This window comes from Agarilytica rhodophyticola, from assembly GCF_002157225.2.
Taxonomy (GTDB): Bacteria; Pseudomonadota; Gammaproteobacteria; order Pseudomonadales; family Cellvibrionaceae; genus Agarilytica; species Agarilytica rhodophyticola.
On sequence record NZ_CP020038.1, the window covers coordinates 328,596 to 347,969 of the forward strand.

18 protein-coding genes are annotated in these 19,374 nt (G+C 38.8%); 10 read left to right on the plus strand and 8 right to left on the minus strand.

Annotation, left to right across the window (positions count from 1 at the left end):
* The first annotated feature begins 299 nt into the window (after window positions 1-299).
* The 4 genes from BVC89_RS01400 (at window position 300) to BVC89_RS01415 (ending at window position 3,900) form a co-directional block, all read left to right on the plus strand.
* Window positions 300-872, plus strand: a complete 573-nt coding sequence (locus BVC89_RS01400; protein ID WP_158657736.1) for an LPP20 family lipoprotein — start codon at window positions 300-302, stop codon at window positions 870-872.
* Window positions 873-876: 4 nt separating this feature from the next.
* Entirely contained in the window at window positions 877-1,485 is a 609-nt protein-coding gene (locus tag BVC89_RS01405; protein WP_173780721.1) for a penicillin-binding protein activator LpoB, read from the plus strand.
* Between the two features lie 77 nt (window positions 1,486-1,562).
* Window positions 1,563-2,858, plus strand: a complete 1,296-nt coding sequence (locus tag BVC89_RS01410; RefSeq protein WP_086929516.1) for a COG3014 family protein — start codon at window positions 1,563-1,565, stop codon at window positions 2,856-2,858.
* A gap of 22 nt (window positions 2,859-2,880) precedes the next feature.
* Window positions 2,881-3,900, plus strand: a complete 1,020-nt coding sequence (locus tag BVC89_RS01415; protein ID WP_158657737.1) for an LPP20 family lipoprotein — start codon at window positions 2,881-2,883, stop codon at window positions 3,898-3,900.
* A 19-nt stretch (window positions 3,901-3,919) separates the two neighbouring features.
* On the opposite strand, the gene BVC89_RS01420 is transcribed toward BVC89_RS01415, so the two are convergent.
* The 4 genes from BVC89_RS01420 to BVC89_RS01435 are packed head-to-tail and all read right to left on the minus strand — an operon-like array spanning window position 3,920 to window position 7,042.
* Window positions 3,920-4,687 carry a polysaccharide deacetylase family protein gene (locus BVC89_RS01420; protein ID WP_245929278.1) on the minus strand — a complete coding sequence of 256 codons (768 nt, stop codon included), beginning with the start codon at window positions 4,685-4,687 and terminating at the stop codon, window positions 3,920-3,922.
* A 36-nt stretch (window positions 4,688-4,723) separates the two neighbouring features.
* Window positions 4,724-5,413, minus strand: coding sequence for an alpha/beta fold hydrolase (locus BVC89_RS01425; RefSeq protein ID WP_086929519.1), 690 nt, complete (start codon window positions 5,411-5,413; stop codon window positions 4,724-4,726).
* A 36-nt stretch (window positions 5,414-5,449) separates the two neighbouring features.
* Entirely contained in the window at window positions 5,450-6,055 is a 606-nt protein-coding gene (locus BVC89_RS01430) for a glutathione S-transferase (RefSeq protein ID WP_086929520.1), read from the minus strand.
* A gap of 30 nt (window positions 6,056-6,085) precedes the next feature.
* Complete coding sequence (locus BVC89_RS01435) at window positions 6,086-7,042, minus strand: GlxA family transcriptional regulator (RefSeq protein ID WP_086929521.1); 957 nt, start codon at window positions 7,040-7,042, stop codon at window positions 6,086-6,088.
* A gap of 120 nt (window positions 7,043-7,162) precedes the next feature.
* Here BVC89_RS01435 and BVC89_RS01440 point away from each other — a divergent pair, with 120 nt between their 5' ends.
* Entirely contained in the window at window positions 7,163-7,570 is a 408-nt protein-coding gene (locus tag BVC89_RS01440; RefSeq protein WP_086929522.1) for a rhodanese-like domain-containing protein, read from the plus strand.
* On the opposite strand, the gene BVC89_RS01445 is transcribed toward BVC89_RS01440, so the two are convergent.
* Window positions 7,567-8,292, minus strand: coding sequence for a helix-turn-helix transcriptional regulator (locus BVC89_RS01445; protein WP_086929523.1), 726 nt, complete (start codon window positions 8,290-8,292; stop codon window positions 7,567-7,569). The two genes, BVC89_RS01440 and BVC89_RS01445, sit on opposite strands and share 4 nt — an antisense overlap.
* Before the next feature lie 26 nt (window positions 8,293-8,318).
* Entirely contained in the window at window positions 8,319-8,690 is a 372-nt protein-coding gene (locus tag BVC89_RS01450) for a VOC family protein (RefSeq protein WP_216825070.1), read from the minus strand.
* 604 nt (window positions 8,691-9,294) lie between these two features.
* Between BVC89_RS01450 and BVC89_RS01455 the strand changes: the two genes are divergently transcribed.
* From BVC89_RS01455 to BVC89_RS01475, 5 genes are all read left to right on the plus strand, one after another.
* Window positions 9,295-12,231, plus strand: a complete 2,937-nt coding sequence (locus BVC89_RS01455; protein WP_087684104.1) for a ricin-type beta-trefoil lectin domain protein — start codon at window positions 9,295-9,297, stop codon at window positions 12,229-12,231.
* A gap of 908 nt (window positions 12,232-13,139) precedes the next feature.
* Window positions 13,140-13,508 (plus strand): hypothetical protein, encoded by a 369-nt coding sequence (locus BVC89_RS01460; RefSeq protein WP_245929280.1) that lies wholly within the window; start codon window positions 13,140-13,142, stop codon window positions 13,506-13,508.
* Between the two features lie 49 nt (window positions 13,509-13,557).
* Complete coding sequence (locus BVC89_RS01465) at window positions 13,558-14,286, plus strand: BLUF domain-containing protein (RefSeq protein WP_086929526.1); 729 nt, start codon at window positions 13,558-13,560, stop codon at window positions 14,284-14,286.
* A gap of 5 nt (window positions 14,287-14,291) precedes the next feature.
* Window positions 14,292-14,828 (plus strand): GTP-binding protein, encoded by a 537-nt coding sequence (locus BVC89_RS01470; RefSeq protein ID WP_086929527.1) that lies wholly within the window; start codon window positions 14,292-14,294, stop codon window positions 14,826-14,828.
* 10 nt (window positions 14,829-14,838) lie between these two features.
* Window positions 14,839-15,234 (plus strand): roadblock/LC7 domain-containing protein, encoded by a 396-nt coding sequence (locus BVC89_RS01475; protein ID WP_086929528.1) that lies wholly within the window; start codon window positions 14,839-14,841, stop codon window positions 15,232-15,234.
* Window positions 15,235-15,298: 64 nt separating this feature from the next.
* On the opposite strand, the gene BVC89_RS01480 is transcribed toward BVC89_RS01475, so the two are convergent.
* Together BVC89_RS01480 and BVC89_RS01485 are read right to left on the minus strand one after the other, a co-directional pair.
* Complete coding sequence (locus tag BVC89_RS01480; RefSeq protein ID WP_086929529.1) at window positions 15,299-18,643, minus strand: amidohydrolase family protein; 3,345 nt, start codon at window positions 18,641-18,643, stop codon at window positions 15,299-15,301.
* A gap of 294 nt (window positions 18,644-18,937) precedes the next feature.
* Entirely contained in the window at window positions 18,938-19,339 is a 402-nt protein-coding gene (locus tag BVC89_RS01485) for an NUDIX hydrolase (RefSeq protein ID WP_086929530.1), read from the minus strand.
* Window positions 19,340-19,374: the final 35 nt, after the last annotated feature.

Genomic DNA, 19,374 nt, shown 5'->3' on the forward strand with positions numbered 1-19,374 from the left:
GGTGCATGGATGCGCCGCTGCGTGTTGATAGACACGTGTAAGCTTCTTAAAATCAAGCTGCCAGGTTAATAGGTAAATAGCTTTACGCTTTTGTTTCATTCAGTTTGTTCCTTCCTGTAGCATTAGGTTAATATTATCTCCCCGTTCAGGAAGTATTCATCTAGTTTTACTATCATTTATACTCTTTATCATTGTATCCACTTTCAGTACGATGCTGGGATATAGTAAGAAAGTCTATTCATAGAGGTTGTATCCTAAACGCCTCATTCTTGATTAATTAATACAAAGGATAGATGTACATGACACAGCACTACTTAAAATGCTTATCTTTAAGTTTTTTATGCATGGTTTGCATAGTTCTTGCCGCCTGTAGTTCGCGAACTGTTGTTAAAAGTGACCTTGGAATTCGAGGTGCTCCAGATTGGGTTAATGAAGGCAAACAAGCCTTAAATGATGGAGGCAAACGGTTTTTTCGAGGTGTTGGCACCGCTGCATCCATTAATGATGAATTTTTGCAAAGATCTACTGCTGATAATCGCGCACGTGCTGAAGTAGCGCAAATTTTTAGTTCGTATATGAATGTTGTTGCCAATGATTATTCCGCCGCCATATCTGATACTGACGATACAATAAATGAACAGGCGACAAGTAACACGATTAAGAATATTACAGAAATAGATCTCATTGGCGTGGAAATTATTGCACGTTGGAAAGATAAACGTACAGGCATTGTTTACAGCCTGGCTGAATTAGATATGAAGAAATTTAAGACGATTGCTGCTTCAGCAAAAGATATGGATGCCAAATTGAAATCCTATATTGAGCAGAAAGCTGATAGCATTTTTGACACCATGGCCGAGAGGAATAAATAAAGTAATGCGTCTAGTTTATAAGTTAAGTATTTTTACTATATTTTCGGCCGCGTTGCTTGCAGGCTGCAGCAGTACTCCAACTGTTCAAAGAATTGATGTGGAAGAGGTACGAGATCTCAGTGGTAGTTGGAATGACACCGATTCGAGACTAGTATCGAAGGAAATGGTAGATGATATGCTGAGTCGTCCCTGGGTTGAGCAGCATATTTCTCGGCACGGAAATATACCGGCGGTTATCGTAGGGACAGTTAGAAATTTAAGTCACGAACATATTAGTGTTAAGACTTTTATTAATGATATTGAACGAGAAATTACTAATTCGGGAGAAGTGACATTTGTTGCTAATAGTCAAGAGCGTAGTCAAATCCGTGATGAACGAGCTGATCAGGATTTAAATGCATCTGAGCGAACACGTAATGCGATGGGACAAGAACTCGGTGCCGATTACATGATGATAGGTAGTATTAACACTATTGTTGATGCGGCTGCGAAACAACAAGTAGTGTACTACCAAACAGATCTAAAATTGGTGAGTATGGCCGATAATCGCACTGTGTGGATTGGTCAAAAGAAAATTAAAAAATTAGTTCAAAAACGCAAAGTACGTTATTAATAGAGGTATCTATAAGAGGTTCGGGGTTAATACATCTTAGGTAGTTATCTGATTCACCTGTAAGCACGAATGATATTATGCAATTTAAGGAAGGTTTAGTCGGAAGTATTCTTAAAGTGTTAAAATTTTTAGGGCTTACTTTTTTTTGTTCTGCCTGCGCTCATTTACAGCAGGATGTTTTTGTAGATGTAGAGTCGCAGTTAAGAGCTCAGCAGAATGAAGCCGCGCTTGCCTCATTGGAGAAGTTGAATCGCTTTTACAATAACAGAGCTTTATATGAGTTAAACCGTGGCATGATCCTACACTATATGGGGAATTACCAAGAAAGTATTAGTGCCTTTGAACGGGCCAAGAAGTATATTGGGATTTTAGACCCTGTAAGTATTACGGAGAGTATCGCTGCCTATACACTAACGGAGCAGTTAAGATCGTATAAGGCCACAGTTTACGAGAAGTTATTTCTCCACATGTACCAGATTATGAATTTTTTGGCGATCAACCAGCCAGATTCTGCTCGAGTAGAGTTAATGCAGGTTGATTTAGCGTTAAAAACTCTTAATCAGAAAGGCCATTATTTGGCGTCTGCAGCAGCACGTTATGTTTCGGGTCTTATTTTCGAATCGCTAAATGAACATGACAACGCCTTAATTGCTTATCGACAGGCCTACCAAAATTATAAGCAAACAGATGAAGCGATACCTAGAGATTTACGGTATCGCTTGGTGAATTTAGCCCATATTGTTGGCTTAGATGATGAAGCTATGCGATGGCAGCAAGAGTTTGATTTGCCTAAACAGAATCTTAACGACAGCAACAGCCAGCTTGTTATCTTTTACAATGTAGATTTTGCACCTGTAAAGGAACAAATAAGTGAGTCAGTGATTGATCCTTCTTCCGGGCAATGGTATCGCTTGTCACTTCCTTACTATCAAAGGCGTAACGTCCAAAATGTATATTTTGAAGCAACAATTAGCGAGCAAGGCACATGGCTGAGTGATACTTTAGCCGATATTGAAAGCATTGCTATAAATGATTTAGAAAAACAGTTGCCTGAACTAACCATGCGTGCAATTTCAAGAAATATTGCTCGCAGAGCTGTAACCAAGGAAGCGGAAGAAGAACATGAAATTTTAGGTGGCTTGGTAAATATTGTTGGAGCAATATTCGATGAAGCGGATATTCGTAATTGGCGAACTCTTCCTAACAATATTCAGCTCTCTGCTAGACATTTATTGCCAGGCACTTACTCTATATCATTAAAAGTGTTGAATGAGCGCGGTGTTCTAATTGATCGTCATACAATTGATGATGTTGTTATTGAACCTAATAGAACTAAATTTTTATCATTTAGCTGGTTTAGACCTGATGGCTAAAATTTTGTCGACGGAAAAAATTATGTTTAAACACCTTTTTATCCTTGTAATTATTTGTATTGCTTGCTCTGGCTGTTCTAGCCAAGGTTCGAAAGCAAATAGCGAACCTCCAAAGTGGGTGTTTGGCGAAGCTGAAGATTATTCCAGAAAGAAGTTTCTTATAGGGATGGGTGAAGCCGATACTATAAGAGAAGCTAAATCTCGTGCGAGAGCAGAAATAGCCAAAATATTTAGTGTGGAAATAAATGCAAGGTCGGTTGACAAATCTTCCTATGATCGTAGCACTTTTAACCAAGAGACGCATGATTTTAACTCAACATCCATCGAGCAAGAGATAAGTGCCAAGACCAGACAATTACTGGAGGGCGCTGAAATTGCCGAAGTATGGAAAGATGGGACTAGCCGCAGAATCTATGCCTTGGCTGTTTTGCCTCGTTTAAAGACAGCAATGTCGTTGCGTACAGAAATAGAGCAAATCGACAACGCAACTCGCGAACAAATTAATTTGCTAAAAAAATCGTCATCTTTATTTAGGAAAATTCGCTTATCAAGTGATGCGCTCACTTTACAACAGCGACGTTATCGCCTGAATAAAAAACTTAAAGTTATTTCCAGTACTGGAAGTGGTGTTGCTCCTATATGGGATTTGGAGCGCATGAAAGTGGATCATGCACAATTACTTTCGCAAATCTCAATACAAGTAGTGGCAACAGGTGAGCAAGCGGAGAAAATGCAGCAAGCTTTGTCTAATGTACTGGCGAACCAAGGTTTCGATGTATTATCCGAGGGAGAATATACTATTAGAGCTACTTTAAATTCTACGGAACTACCTCCACAGCGAGGCTGGTTCTACCAAAAAGCAAACTTGGTTATCGATCTGGTGGGCGAAGACAAATCCAGTTTAGGCGGGCACGAATGGAATTTTAAAGTCGCCTCTACGGAAAGAGTATTAACTGATTTACGTGTTATTGAAAAAGCAAAATTTCTACTAAGTAATGAGCTAAAATTAAAAATGATCGCATTAATGGAAGCCAATAATTAGCAGTGGAGAGTTAATACTATTAACTCTCCCGGTGTTTGTTCACATACTCCATAATATTAATATAGGAATCTACCCAATAAATACCGCGGTTTTCTGATAAGTACTTTAATAATTGTTCGTGAGCTGCTGTTGAAACAGGGAGGTGATCACCACCTACTCCATGAAAAATAATATTAATGAGTTTATGTTCTTTTGCACTTCTTTTAATATGAGAAATTAACTCTCTTCCAGTGACATTATAGGGTATCCAGATATTAGCAAATTTTTTGCTTGTTTCTTGCCCTTTTATAGCGACAAATAAATCTTTGATTTCAGTAAGATAATCTTTTCCTCCTGCTAGTGTATCTCCACAAGGAACTGTAAATGTCCTTTTCGCTTTGCCATCTAGCGCTTGTAAAAATGTATTAGCCAGTATGACTTCTTTTTTTAATTCTTCCGGTGAGCGTTTATCTAAGTCATTATCTGAGTCAACCCAACCTCTGTTAGGTAAGGAACCGCGACAGGAATGATAGACAGTATGGTTACCCAATTCGTGACCATGTATAGGAACTTCTCGCCATTCTTCTAAGCGTTGCTGCATAGATCTAGCACTAGAAACTACATAAAAAGATGCACGTAATTGATACTTATTTAATGCAGGTAAAGCGTTGTCTAATTGACTATCTAAACTGTCATCGTAAGAAAGGCTAATTGCCGAGGTCTCACCTTTTGGCCATTTAAATTTTTCATCGGCATAGGCAATACTGTAAGAAATGAAAAGTATCAATATCAAAAGGTAAGCTTTCATCTTTATTACCATATTATAGACTTTGAATCGCCGTATTTATGTAAACCATTTATTAAGTTCTTGTGATAAAAATTTAGGATTTTCCAGGGGTAGCATATGTCCTGAGTTTTTTGCTATAGATTGTTTAATTGAAGGTCTCGACTGTGTCAACTGTCTTAAAATATTTGTATTAACGAGATTATCTTCTTCTCCGTGAATAAAATATATTGGTGTTGTGATATTAGTTAAGACTGTGACTAAATCTTGTCGTTCACTGGTAGCTTTTAGCTGTTGTATCAGTGCAGTTGCCCCAAAGCTATTATCCATATCGCTAATTATTTTATGCAATTGTTGATTATCTTTATTGCTAGTATGCAACATTGATGCAATTTTACTTTTAGGAATACCCGAGTAGCCATACTTTTCTATAATATTAAGCAACTGTCGACGTTGTTTTATTTCAAACTCAGGTAAGGAAGCTGGAGAGTTTGCTATTACACATAGTTTTTTAATTCGTGCTGGATATGCACTGCATAAAGCGCTAGCCAAATACCCCCCCAATGAGAAGCCCATTAAATATATAGGTTCACTTGGGATTAGCGCTACAATGTCATCTACAATATCGTCGATGTTATTTTTACTGGGAATAGAGATATGTTTTACATCAAAGGTAGTCTCTAGTGAGTCCCATAAACGTTCATCACACATAGTACCTGGTAGTGCGTAAACAGGAGTGTTAGTGCTCATAGCGACAACCTTTTTAAAGCAAATAAAATAAGCAACTTATTGACCCGAGTATTTCTTGAAAATCTCTGTAGCTTCCATAAATTCAGATAATTTCACTAATGCAGGATATTTTTCGGCAAGAATTACGTCATTGGCGATAAACTGAGTAAAGCGCCAAGCTGTTGCAACAGTAATATCATCTTGAGTGAATGTTGGTATATGATCTTCAGCGCGAGCACTATAAATTTTATGTAAGCCGTCGTAAGCGCACTCTAGTTGTTGTTTGACTCTATCTAGCCAGGGGTCATGGCGTTTTTCTTCTGGCCGAATCCTCGTTTCATATACAATTTGAACTGTCTTCTCGTTTGCGGTTAAGGCCAGGGCGATGCTTTGTAGTGCAGTTCTGTATTTGCTGGCTTCGGGCATTAGGCTACGCTTAGCTAGTACTTGTTCTCCATATTGGATGATCATATTAGAATCCATTAATATTTCGCCATCACTACAAACCAATGTCGGAGCTTTTACCACAGGGTTAACTTTTTTAAATTCATCGACGTTGGTAAGAACAGAGAGCCATTGATGTTCGAATTCTATGCCTAGTGTTTCAAAGCTGACGAGTGTTCGTCTCACGAAAGGTGAGTCAAGGGTGCCAATTATTTTCATATCTACAGTCCTCTTGATTCTATCATTTTGTCATTTTTGCTTAGACGCATTAAAACTAAATTGTTGCCTGTATTGAGTGGGGGTGATACCAAGACACTTATTAAAATTATGCCTTAAAGTCAGTGCATTTTTAAATCCTGATTCAAGGGCGATGATTTCAATGGGTTTTTGGGAAGACTCTAAGAGCTGCTGAGCACATTTAAGTTTTTGTTGAACCAACCACTGCAAAGGGCTCATATCCAAAGCGTTACGGAAGTGCCGGTCGAAAGATCTACGCGACATATTCGCCTTAGTAGCCATATCTTCCACCGTAACGTCATTGGAAAGTTGCTGTGTCGCCCAGTCGAGAGTTTTTGCGAAGCTACTAGGGTTTTTGTTGACCGGTGTACCAACAAACTGTGACTGTCCCCCAGTGCGATGTGGAGGCATAACCATTCTGCGCGCAACTTTATTGGCTACTTCGTAGCCGAAATCTTGGCGAATCACTTCCATACCTAAATCAATAGCGGCAGCGCTTCCCGCCGAGCAACCAAGGTTGTTATCGTATAGATATAATACGTTGTCTACATAATGTACATTAGGAAAACGCTGTTTAAATATCTCTTCATACTGCCAATGTGTTATTGCACGACGCCCATCTAATAACCCTAACTCAGCAAGCAAAAAGGCTCCGGAGCAAAAAGAAATGACTCTATGACCCTGTCTTACAAATTGATAGATACTGTTTTTTTGTGTGTCTGTAAGTAATGTATTTGTTGTTGTCGGCCAGCTAGGAATAATTAACATATCAAATGTATGTAAATCTCTAATATGTATTGCTTCTACTGAGATTCCTCCGGTCGCTCTCAATGGTGAGGAGGCAAAGGTGACAACTTGCCCTGTGTACCATTTTGGTATATCGGGTCTTGCTAGGAGAAATAACTCTATCGCACAGCCAAACTCAAATGTAGAGAAACCGTCATATGTCAGAATAGCAATATGTCTCATGAAAATAGCTCACAGAGTTTTGGCTTATTATTAATGAATATTGTCTTTTAAGCCACTCCCCACTTTCATTATTTTCGATGATAATTTTCCTATCACTAACATTATGGATAGGAGAAAAATATGGTATCAGCTGTATCTAGATTTGAAGCGGCAGAAAGTGTGCAAGCGCTTGCTTACTTCGAGGCTCTACTTGCTTACGAGACCGATTGCTGGGATGTGCATCATGCGATTACCAACGGCCGCAAAGACTTTATTCTACTTGATGTAAGGGGTGAGGCTTTATTCCTTGAAGGTCATATTGAAAGCGCAATTAGTTTGCCTCATTCGCGAATTAATGAGCAAGCATTACAAGAGTTTGATCCGGATATACTATTTGTCGTTTATTGTGCAGGGCCACACTGTAATGCTACCGAGAAGGCGGCGATTCGTTTAGCCAAGCTAAAACGACCCGTAAAAAAAATGATTGGCGGCATATGTGGATGGTTAGATGAAGGCTTTAGCTTGGTGGGTGATAAATCGCGAAGCTAGAGGTTGCCGTTTTCGTAGTCTTTCGCTATGTCGGCGTACTTGTCCTGTTGCCTTACTTTTTTTAGGTAGTCATCAAGAGTTTTACCGGGCTGGTCGACATAGTGCTCGTCGAGTGTAAGCAGTTGATCAATACGGTCGATTCTAAAATTACGAAAGTCATTTCTTAAGTGGCACCAACCTGTGAGCGTCCAAACCCTTCCCCAAAAATAAAGGGCGATAGGATTGATTTTGCGGCGGCTATGGCTTTCGTCTTGACGTATGTAATCGAATTCAATGCAGCATTTATCATTTATTGCCTGTCGTATCGGGTCAATATTGGTGAATATAGGCTCTTCAAAATTATAGGGAAAAGCATAAAGATGATTATGGTTGGTATAGTGGCGAATATTTTCAGGCAAAGCGCCCTCAATTTTATCGATGGCACACAGTGCCGCCTGAGCTAGCTCTTTCCCTCCCCAAGTCTCCACCATTCTTGCGCCAAGGGCCAAAGCTTGTATTTCCACCTTGGAAAACATAATTGGCGGAATATCAATTGAATGGCGAAGCATATAACCAACACCTGCTTCGCCTTCAATGGGTACACCCGATAAGCTTAAGTCCTGAACATCGCGATAGATTGTGCGTTCAGATACTTCAAGTCGCTCGGCAAGAAACTTTGCCGTTACACTGCGACGATTTCGCAAAATTTGAGTGATTTGAAAAAGCCTATCTGCTCGTCGCATACTTGCATACCCTGATTCTTACCAGCCTAAGACTGGCTGTATAAACCGATACGGTTGCCTTCACTGTCGCTCATCTGTGCGAAGTAACCGTTTTCTCCATCTTTTATTGGCGTTTTAGGTATTATAACCTCAACCCCATATTTTTGGGCTTTTTGCAAAGCTACTGAAAGGTCTTCACCGCCGTTTAAGTAAACAACAGTAGCTTCCCTATTTGGGATGTAGTTAGCCCCTTTAACTAGAGCGCCAGATACTTCCTCTGGTTTAGTATCGAACATTGCCATATGATAACCCTCCATAGTTTCATCCACAAAATTGACGCCAAATATCTGCGAATAAAAGTCTTTTGCTCGAGGCATGTCGGTAACTGGGATTTCACACCAAGTCATCAAGTGATTCATAATTTGCTCCTAAATGAAAAGTAGTACCTTACTGGTAGGTGCACTCTACACATATGCTCCTGACAGCGTGGTGTCAGGAGTATATTGTCGTGATTGAAATCGTCTTGTGATGTAGCTTTTTAATAGCTGGTGGCTGGGTCAAAAAAGCTTAGCTGATTATAAATTTCACATAGATGCCTAGCGATTAATGGCTTTACAATCAGAAATATATTGTTAACGTGATAGCTATTGAAAGACCATAATTTATCGTTATTAAAAACTTTTAATAAAATACAAAAATTTATCGAAATTTATTGTTTAAGTCCAAGAGATATAAATGTCTTGGCGCCAAAAAAATATAATTTTAAATTTCTTATGCTATAAGGAATATCTTAGGGTCTTCTTATTGCTTTAATCTTTGCTCATGGGTCTTGTCTTTCTCGTCAGCAATTATATATTTCTTGCTCAACTGCATTCAAATTAGAGATGCCCAGGTAGTAATTTTTTCTGGTTGCCCTTAGTTTAAAGCTCTTTTCTATACATATCATTTTTTAAATTATAAAGGCCTGTTTTTTTTATGTGGGTGTAATGTTTTTGATCCAAATTCTAATCAGAGGATATGATGATGATAATAAAGAAAATTGTTTCCGTCTTTGCATTGTTTTCGTTAACCGTCTTCTCTTTACAACTATATGCAATGACAGCGTCTGAAGCTGTCGATAATTTAGCTCAGGGTTGTTATGTAATAAAGTCTCCGACATCTAATAAATACGTCAAACAGTACCACTCAGGTGGTATTGAAAATGATGGTGAAAACTTTGGCTTCAGAACAACGAACTCTAATGATGCTGATAAATTTTTCTTTAAACCCACACGTTATAAACACTTTATGTTAACTAACGCTAAGGGTAGATATTTAGCAACACGTTTACCTGCTGATCCGACCGCAGGAACCTATCCCGGAAAATTTGCAGAGTGGTACATTCAAGCAATCGCTAAAGCTAATGGGAAATTTCAATATCGTTTTAAAGTTATAGGTTTGAATAGGACTTTACGTCATAACTACAGCACCAATAATTTTTACTTCATTGATTTACTCAATCCAAGTAATAGAAATAGTGAAACTGATTTCATTTTAGAGCCTGCATCCGATTGTAAAGACTATCCGGAAATAGAAGTTAATGTGGTTGGTGACCCAGAAGTACTAAAGGGTAGTATCGATCAGCCTATAAGAGGATTTATCGACCCTCATACACATATTACCTCTTATGAATTTATGGGAGGTAAATTTATGCACGGTAAACCCTTCCACAGATTCGGTGTCACTGAAGCGCTTGATGATAGTGAAAAGATTCACGGTACTAATGGCTCCCTAGACTTAATTGGCAATATCTTTGCCTATGATGATATTAATAATCGCTATGACACAAGAGGCTGGCCAGACTTCCCTTATTGGCCAAGCTATAAAGATGTCAGCCATATGGGCTACTACTATAAGTGGATTGAGCGTGCTTATCTTGGTGGCCTAAGAATGATGGTAACTCACTTAGTTGAAAATAAAGTTCTGTGTGTAGCGCAAAGTACAATTAATCCTGCTGCATGGATTAATGCTAATAGTTGTGAAGCAATGGATAGTATTCGCTTGCAAGCTAGTCGTCTTTATCAGATGCAAGACTATATCGACGCACAATCAGGAGGGCCAGGTAAAGGTTTTTTTCGCATTGTTTTATCTCCCCAACAAGCAAGACAAGTTATTGCCGACGGCAAACTAGCGGTGCTAATGGGTATCGAAGCTTCCGAAATATTTGATTGCGGAGTACAGGGTGGCTGCACTCGACATACAATTGAACGACAATTACAAGAGGTATATGAATTAGGAGTACGCGGTTTTTTTCCTACTCATCGCTTCGATAATAAAATTGGCGGTGCGAAAATCGAAGGAGGTTTTTTAAATGTAGGGCAATGGTTGTCCGCAGGTTATCTGTTTGATACCGAACGTTGTGATGATGATACAAAAGGGGCTCGAATGGAACCTGGATTCCCTTTGCTTAATGATGTTCCTATTTTAGGTGACATCGCCAACGGCATTAGTAATGCGCCGGCCTATGATACAACCCATGGGCATTGTAATCAGCAAGGCTTATCCGAGTTGGGTGTGTATTTGATTAATCGTATGATCGATATGAAAATGTTGATCGAGCTTGATCATGCCAGCGAAAAGACTGCTGAGAATATTTTAGATATTGTCGAAGCTCGGGGTTATAGTGGTATTATTTCAGGCCACAGTCATTTATCAGTAAAACCTGATAACGGTGTGCACAGCCACTTTAAGCGTTTAGTTAAAGTCGGTGGTTTTGTTACACCTTATAATCAAAATGCTTATGTTGTTGCTAATTCTATTGATAAATATTTAACCGAAGTCGAGGCAACACCCTATTTAAACGGTGTGAGCTTTGCAACAGATATGAGTGGTTTGGGCAACCAGCCTGGGCCGCGTGACGATGTGCATATTAACCCCTTGCAGTACCCTTTCGAAAGTGAGTTTGGGTTGGTTTTTAATAAGCAAAAATCGGGTAATCGAGTTTTAGATTACAACCAAGAAGGGATGGCTCACTTTGGCATGCTAGCAGACCATTTGCAAGATATCCGTGAGAGAGCTTCGGTGAGGATCTATGAGTCGATTATGAATTCCACTGAAGCATATTTACAAATGTGGGAGCGAGCGCTCGCTCATTCAGACAATAACTACTATAACCCTCTCGATTTAAAAGTTGTGATGGTGAACCGCCATTCTCAAAAGTGTGTAGATGTCCCCGGCAACGACGATAACCTAAAAGTTGGTGTTCGCGTACAACAGTCCAGTTGCGATTACAAACAAGCTGACCAGCGTTGGATCTATGACGACAACACGGGCCATATCACCGCTAGCCTTGATAAAACACTGTGTCTTGATAGCCGCCAAACGCAAAACCATGGACAAGCTTTATTACGCAAGTGTCAAAACGAAGATTGGAGTAAATGGAATTACGATAGCTATGCGTTACGTAATAAAGCAAATAGCCAGTATGTTCTTGATGGCTCAAAAGGTGATAACCGTATGTGGATGTACGCTTTCCATGGTGACTGGAATCAGGACTGGGAACTTAGATCTGAGAGAGAAGTGTATGTTTGGACTACTTTTAGGACAGCGATGGGAAATGGCTGTCTAGATATACATAATGGAGACACGCGTAATGGTAATTACTTTAAACTAGAAAATTGTCATAACCATCCAGCACAGCTTTTTTATTACAATCCCAAAGATGGCACAGTGAGAAGTGCTTTGAATGCTAATAAGTGTATGGATATACCTAATGGAAATTTAAACAACAATACTACAATTGTAATATGGGATTGTAATGGTGGAATGAATCAACAATGGGATTATGATGGCGGTGTTTTCAGATCTCGTATGAACCAAAATAAGGTAATTGACGTTAATGGCAGTAGCCATGGCTCTGAGGTGTCAATTTGGGATTATCACGGCAGAAGTAACCAACGTTGGAGAGCAGTACTGCAGTAACTTGGGGTTTTAAAGCAATGGTTTAATAAATAACGTGTTAAAAATACATAAATGCTCTAAATTAGTGCTAGTGTTACTAAGCTTTTGTAAATGGTACCACTAGCGCAATATCCTTCTAACTTTAAGGTGTTTATCGAAAACTTCGTTTTTGTTTTACATGTGAATTTATACTGATAGATTTACTTCTTCTTACCAAAGCACTTTGCTTATCAACGCTTTCTTCAAAAATATCATTCATAAGTATGAATTTATCTAATAATCTAGTGTTCATTCTATTTGGTACTTAAAAGCACATAATGGCTTGAATAAGGGTATATGTGGTGCATAGTACGGTACTACCTATTACTCATTTTAAAAAAATTACGTAAAATATTTTTTACATTATGTTACATTAAACGCTACTTGTTGAAGGTTTATTGAACTTCTTGTTTGAAACGCACTCTTTTAAAGCGATTCTTACTGAAATAAAAATGACCAATAGCGTGTTGATTGTAGCGGTATATTTAGCTGCCTATACAAAATAAAGTATTAGATATAAAATGATTCGCGTAGTAACTAGGGTTAATACTACCGAGTAAGTATGAGATATTTACATAATAATGTTCATTTTTTTTTAATACTGTGACCATTATTAGTATTTTGCTCACTAAGTTATAGAGCTTTTAGTGAGTGCTTAGTTTAGGAAAATTGATAGACTAAATTTTTAAAAAATTGTTATACAGTATTCATACTTGGAGTAACTTTTTAGTAAAAAAGAGCGAGTCATGTAAATATGTGAAGCACGCATTTTACTAAAAATTAAAATCTTACCTAAGTTAGTGGTCGGTAGAATATAGCAGCTTAAATATTACGGTTTATAACTTTATCAATCTCTTAAGAACATAGGAAATTTAAATAGGTGTAATAATATGACTAATATGCTCAATATAAACGACAGCTTAAAAGAGCTTCTTTCGATCGATGGTGCGATGGGGGCGTGTGTTGTCGACTATACATCGGGTATGTCATTAGGAGCTTTGGGAAGCGGTGTGGACTTAGAATTAGCGGCCGCAGGTAACTCTGAAGTTGTTAAAGCAAAAATGAAAACTATGAAGTCGCTCGGTATTGAAGGCAGTATTGACGACATTCTTATTACACTTGATGAACAATTTCATATCATTCGTCCAGCTGCGAAGCATGAAGGTATATTCATTTATCTTGTTCTTGATAAAGTTAAATCTAATCTTGCTCTGGCTCGTCATAAGGTTAAGTCAATTGAGGCAAATATGACGATATAGCAAGTAGGCTAGGCTCCAACAATGGGTACTGTTAATGTAAGGATGAGCCATGAAATGTATAATGTATATCAGCAGGGTTGTTAGTAAAAAAAATGGTGTAGCAGTGCCTGAAGGGCTCTCAGATATTTATATGAGAGCTCGTAAGTTTAATTCGCGTTTTGATATTACGGGTGTTTTAGCATTTAAAAATAGTTTTTACCTTCAAATTATAGAAGGTGGTAACAATGAAGTTAACCAACTCTATCGTAATATTCTGGCCGATAAACGTCACAGTGATATTCATACGCTAATTGATATGGATATTTCGCAAAGGTCTTTTGCGAAAAAAAGCATGCGTTTAGTGACGCTTGTACAAAAAGATAAAGAGATTGAAAGGTTTATTACTAAGTATTCGAGTGTTATTTCTAAATTCTCTAACCAACAACTCTCCTTACTTAATACCTTTTACGATTTGTCTCTTCCCCATCAAGAATTCCATAAAAGTTCATATGACGGTAAGCATATAACGCTCATATCCTGGCCGGATTTCAATCATATCGAACAATCTCCCGGTGTCATCGAATTGAGTGCTCGTTTAACCAGCGGTTCTCACGCCTATGATGATATTGTAAATAGTGGTGAATTCGGCAATAAAAACGAACTTGATGGTATTTTAGAACAGTTCGATACATTGGATATTTTACGTGTGAGTAGTATTGTTAATAAACAAAATTATAGCCACTCAAGCACGTCAGATAGTTTTTACTCAAAAATGAAGAATTTTTTGCGGCTTGGATAAGGTGAATGAATTATAAAAAGCTGGCTATTGTAGGAGAAATTGGTGCAGGTAAAACGGAGCTCATTAATACTCTAAGTGAAATTAGCCCCCTTCAAACAGAAGCTGAGTCTAGTATTGATATTGGCAAACAATTTACTACGGTTGGTATTGATTACGGTCGTATTACCTTGGGGGATGATACCGCCTTAGGTCTGTATGGGGTTCCTGGCCAAGAACGTTATTCTTTCCTTTGGGAGTTTGTTAATACGTCACTATGGGGAATCTTGTTTCTTATCAAATTCGGTGAATCACCAAATTATAATAATCTAGATAAACTATTGTCATTTTTCTGCCCTCATAAAATGAAAACGGCATGTGTTGTCGGTATTACTCACTGTGAAAATGCAGATAAAGAAGATTTGGTTGCTCTGGGAGTCGAGATTCGCTCTATGCTAGACCATCACCATATAGTTGCTCCTATTATAAATATTGATGCAAGAAACAAAACATCAGCCATGAGCCTCTTACACTCTTTTAATGCAATAAATAAATATTCTAGTTAATTACTTTACCATGAAGACCAAAATTACAATAAAGCCTGAATTACTTGATTGTATAAAAAAATTAGCTGCTAGCCACAGTGAAATTCAATTAATTAGTTTGTGCACTGTGGACGGTTTTAGCATCAAGACTTTTGCAGCCAAAACGCTTGATATTGAATCAGATAAAGTTGCAGCTATTGCTAGCTCTTTATGTTCTTTGAGCAATGCTTCTGCTAAAAAAATTATTAAGCAAGAATTTCAAATGACAACAGTAGAAACCGCTGGTGGTCATATTTTGTTTATTAGCACTCGTTACTTACATTTATCTTGTGTGCTCGCTATTGCTGTTAAAGCCGATATGATGTTGGCAACAGCCCGATTTGCTATCAAGCGTTTATCTGATGATATTTCTGCGATCAAAGAATAAATCAAAGAATAAATAGAGGCGTTATCCACCTGAGTGGTGAATAACGCTTCTGTTCTTGGGTCTGTTAATGGACCCAGTGATATCGGTGGGATTTTTCTTCGTAAGCCTCTGCAGTTTCCTTCGGCATAAAGGTTTCGTTATCCTGCTCAAAAAACAATGGCGAACGTTTTGTTTTGCTGCCCAGCTCATTCATTGAGTCCGACTCGTAAACTCTGCCGTTAATAATGGTGTATTCCACTTTTTCACTTAGGCGTAAATCACTTAAGACATCGCCATCAATGATGACTAAGTCAGCGGCCTTGCCTGCTTCGATACTGCCAATTTGTTTGTCCATACCTAAATGTTTAGCGCCGTCGATCGTACCGCCTCGTAACGCCTCCCAAGGTGTGAACCCCCCTTGTTCCATCATCCAAAGCTCCCAGTGAGCGGCCAAACCTGCGCGTTGTCCGTGAGCACCTATATGTACGCCAACACCATTATCGCGCAGTGTTTTTGCGTAGCTGGCAACCTCAAAGTGATTGTATTGATTATCCGGAGCTGTTTGACGGCGAATAGAGCGACTATCTACTGAGAAGTTTGGTGTATAACGCATAAGCTTTTCATTTTTCCATACTTCAGTGCGATCGTACCAGTATTCCTCGCCCGATAGTCCACCGTAAGAAACAACAAAAGTAGGAGTGTATCCGAATTTCGTTGCAGACCATAATTTGGTTAAATCATCATAACCTTTGGCAATAGGTAACGAATGTTCTAAGCCCGTATGACCGTCGACAAGCATAGATATATTCTGTTGATACTTCCCGCCCCCTTCAGGTACAACCATCATTTCTAGTTCACGCGCGGCTGCAAGTACTTGTTGTCTTTGATCTCGTCGTGGTTGGTTGTAACTTTTAACAGAAATTGCCCCCACATCTTTTAGTCTCTGTAGGTGATATAGGGCATCTTCATAGCTATTAATAATAGCTTTATAGCCTAATGCTTCTGCACCATACAAAATTGTACCTGTGGAGAAGACTCTTGGCGCCACAATTAAACCTGCTTTTTGCATTTCGGCGGCAGAAAAAATCTCGGTAGTATCGTTTGAAGGATCGTGAATAGTTGTCACACCGAAAGCTAAGTTAGCGTACTGGGTCCAGTTTTGTCGTGGGATAATTTCATTACTGCCCATTGGGCCGTGGGCATGGGTATCCACAAGTCCTGGAATTACCGTTTTGCCTTCCGCGTTTACAACTTGAGCTCCTTTAGGTATTTGTATTTCTTCTGCCTTTCCTACGCGTTCAATTTTATTGTCTTTTATAACAATAACCGCATTTTCAATAACTTCTTGTTCTTGATCTGCGTTGCGCATAGTAACGACTTTACCGCCCACAATTGCTTTATAGCCTGAGGGTTTATCAGCTTTCTGCTTAAATGATAAATTCAAACCATTCTTAACTGGCTCGGGTAATGTTTCAGGTGAGCCTGGGATAAAATTGAAAGCATCTTGTAAATTGCGTTCGAAATAATAAGGGCCGTGATACCAGCTTAATGTTTCATTATTCGGATGCCACGTAAGATACTCCCCTGCTCTACTCGATACCTGTTTTACTGGAATAGATTTTTCTTTAGGGCCTATTTTTAGGCGTTTGCCTGTATCCGTATAAGGAGCTATGTAGGCATTATATTGATAGACAAATGCAATCCATTTTCTATCGTGAGAAAGACGGTATTCGCTGACTTTGTCTGCGCCGTAAAGATGTTCTTTCCTGTCTTTTCCGTTGAGGTTTACACTGACTAACTGTGTTTCTGGATAGGCAGTACCAGAAACTTTAGTAGTAAAAAATACACGTGAGTTATCTCCAGCGAAATGCGGCGCAAAGCCATCTTTGGTTATTCTTGTATGTGTTTTCCTTGCCAGGTCATTTACATAAAGACCAGGCTCTACAGACCACTTAGGACTTAGTAGATAACCACCTGTAGCTTTTCTATAGGTCACCATTTTACCATCGATTGAAAAACTTGGCTCAAGATAATGTCCAGGGTTTTTACTAATGATTTTGCCATTCCCGCCACGAGACGATACTACACGTATCGAGCCGAGATCTTCATCATTCCAAGTGGTATAGACGATTTTCTTTCCATCGTTAGAATAGCGAGGGTAGTATTCATCATGTTGGTTCTGATTTGTTAAACGTTTCACTTTACCTGTTCTGATATTTTTAAGATAAAGCTTACCTAACGCTTGATAAAGAATACTCTTTCCATCTGGAGATTTTTGTGCCCAGCGAATCATTTTCACATCAAACTCATCTGGCGCAACATCTACATCAAATCTGACAGCATCGGCATAGCTCATCTTGGTTTCGACCGATACTGGAATTTTGCTAATACTTTGATCTAGCACAGTTAATTTATGAAAGGTGCCAGCGGTCCAAAAGACGATATGTTTGGAATCGGGTGTCCAATCGAAATAGGCGAAATAACCCTCCGTACCAAAACCTTCTTGCATATCCCGCTCAAGATCCATATAAATAGGTTTTTCAATACCATTTTGCAGATCCTTAACAAATAAAACAGTTTTGTTTCTTACGCGACGAATAAATGCCAAGTGCTTACCATCTGGTGATGGTGCAGGAACGATGGCGCCACCTGTTCCCGTAACAAATATCTCCTCTTCGCCTTTTTGCATATCGTATCGAGTAATCGCAAAGATAGATTTTAGCGGATCGCGGTTGTATCTAAATGTGCTACCAGGGGAAATATCTTGGGTGAAATACAAATACTTGCCATCGGGTGAAAAAGCGGGGTCTGCGATGTTCTTTTGATCAATTTTTCCATTTACACGTTTTTTCAAGACAAGGCCGTCACCACCGGAATGATGATAAAGCCAAATTTCACCAGCTGGAATACTACGGCTTGACATAAGCCCTTTGGTAACGGCGATATATTGACCATCAGGTGTCCATTTTGGGGAGTGAATAATATGGTTTTTTTCTTTGGTAACTTGCTTTAAGTTTTTTCCATCAATATCCATTACCCAGATGTTAGATAAACCGTCTCGATCAGAAACAAAGGCGATCTTGCGGCCATCTGGACTTACTGCTGGGTGAATATTCCAAGCAAAATCCTGTGTTAAAGCTCTGGCTTTACCTCCCTCTATATCAGAGATAAATATATCTCCTAGCATATCAAAGACAAATTGCTTGCCATTGGGCGTAATGTCTAAGCTGGCCCAGGTAACTTCATCCGTCTTAATATCTATGGAAGAAAGCTCAAAAGGAGGGTTGAGGATATCCCACTTGGGTTGTTTTTCCTCAGTAGATGTTTGATCTTTTGCAGCTGGCTCATCTTGTGAATAAGCCTGACCAGCAAAGCCGAGCAGAATAGCAAGACTCACGGTTGCAATTGAACGAATAGGTTTATTATTCATCACGTCGTCCCGAATATACACAGTGTTATTTTTGTCTATAGCCTGTTAATAGGCTTAAGGCACTATACTCGAACTATTAAAGGATTTGATCCAGATTTATATACAATTTATAGGACGGCTTAAATATTTAGACGTGTATACTTAGGGCCTGTTAAAAGGCCCGGGGTAATTAACAGGCTTTAATATATTTTTGGTTGATATTTGATCTTTTTGTGGGGCTAGCGTTATACCCTATCATCTTCAGAATTATCGTCTGCAGAATTAGCTATGAAGAGGCGTTATTCTAAACAGGTTTTAATTGAAGTAAGATTGTGCTTTTAACCATTCCATAACTTTATGTGTTGCTGTAGATGTAAGTGATTTTTGTTCGTAGCTAATAAAATCAAAAATCTCAATCTCTGCCGCGGCGGCGAGTTCACCTGTGAAGTCAGCAAAATAGCAAGTAAGCTTAACCTCTAGCTCTCCAGTTTTGCCATCGGCCGGTGCAGTAAATGTTTCAGCATAGCGGATACTCTCTGTAAGTAAATCTACTGATAATTCTTCTTTAACCTCTCGAATTAATGCTTGCTGATCATCTTCCCCTGGTTCTCTTTTACCACCGGGCACATAAAAAGCAGTTTTATTTTTTGATCGTGCTACTAAAAGCTTATTGTTTTTAATATAAAGCCAGGCTAACTTATCTATTTGTTTATTCATATATTTGTAAACTAAAATCTATCTAAATTTGAGAT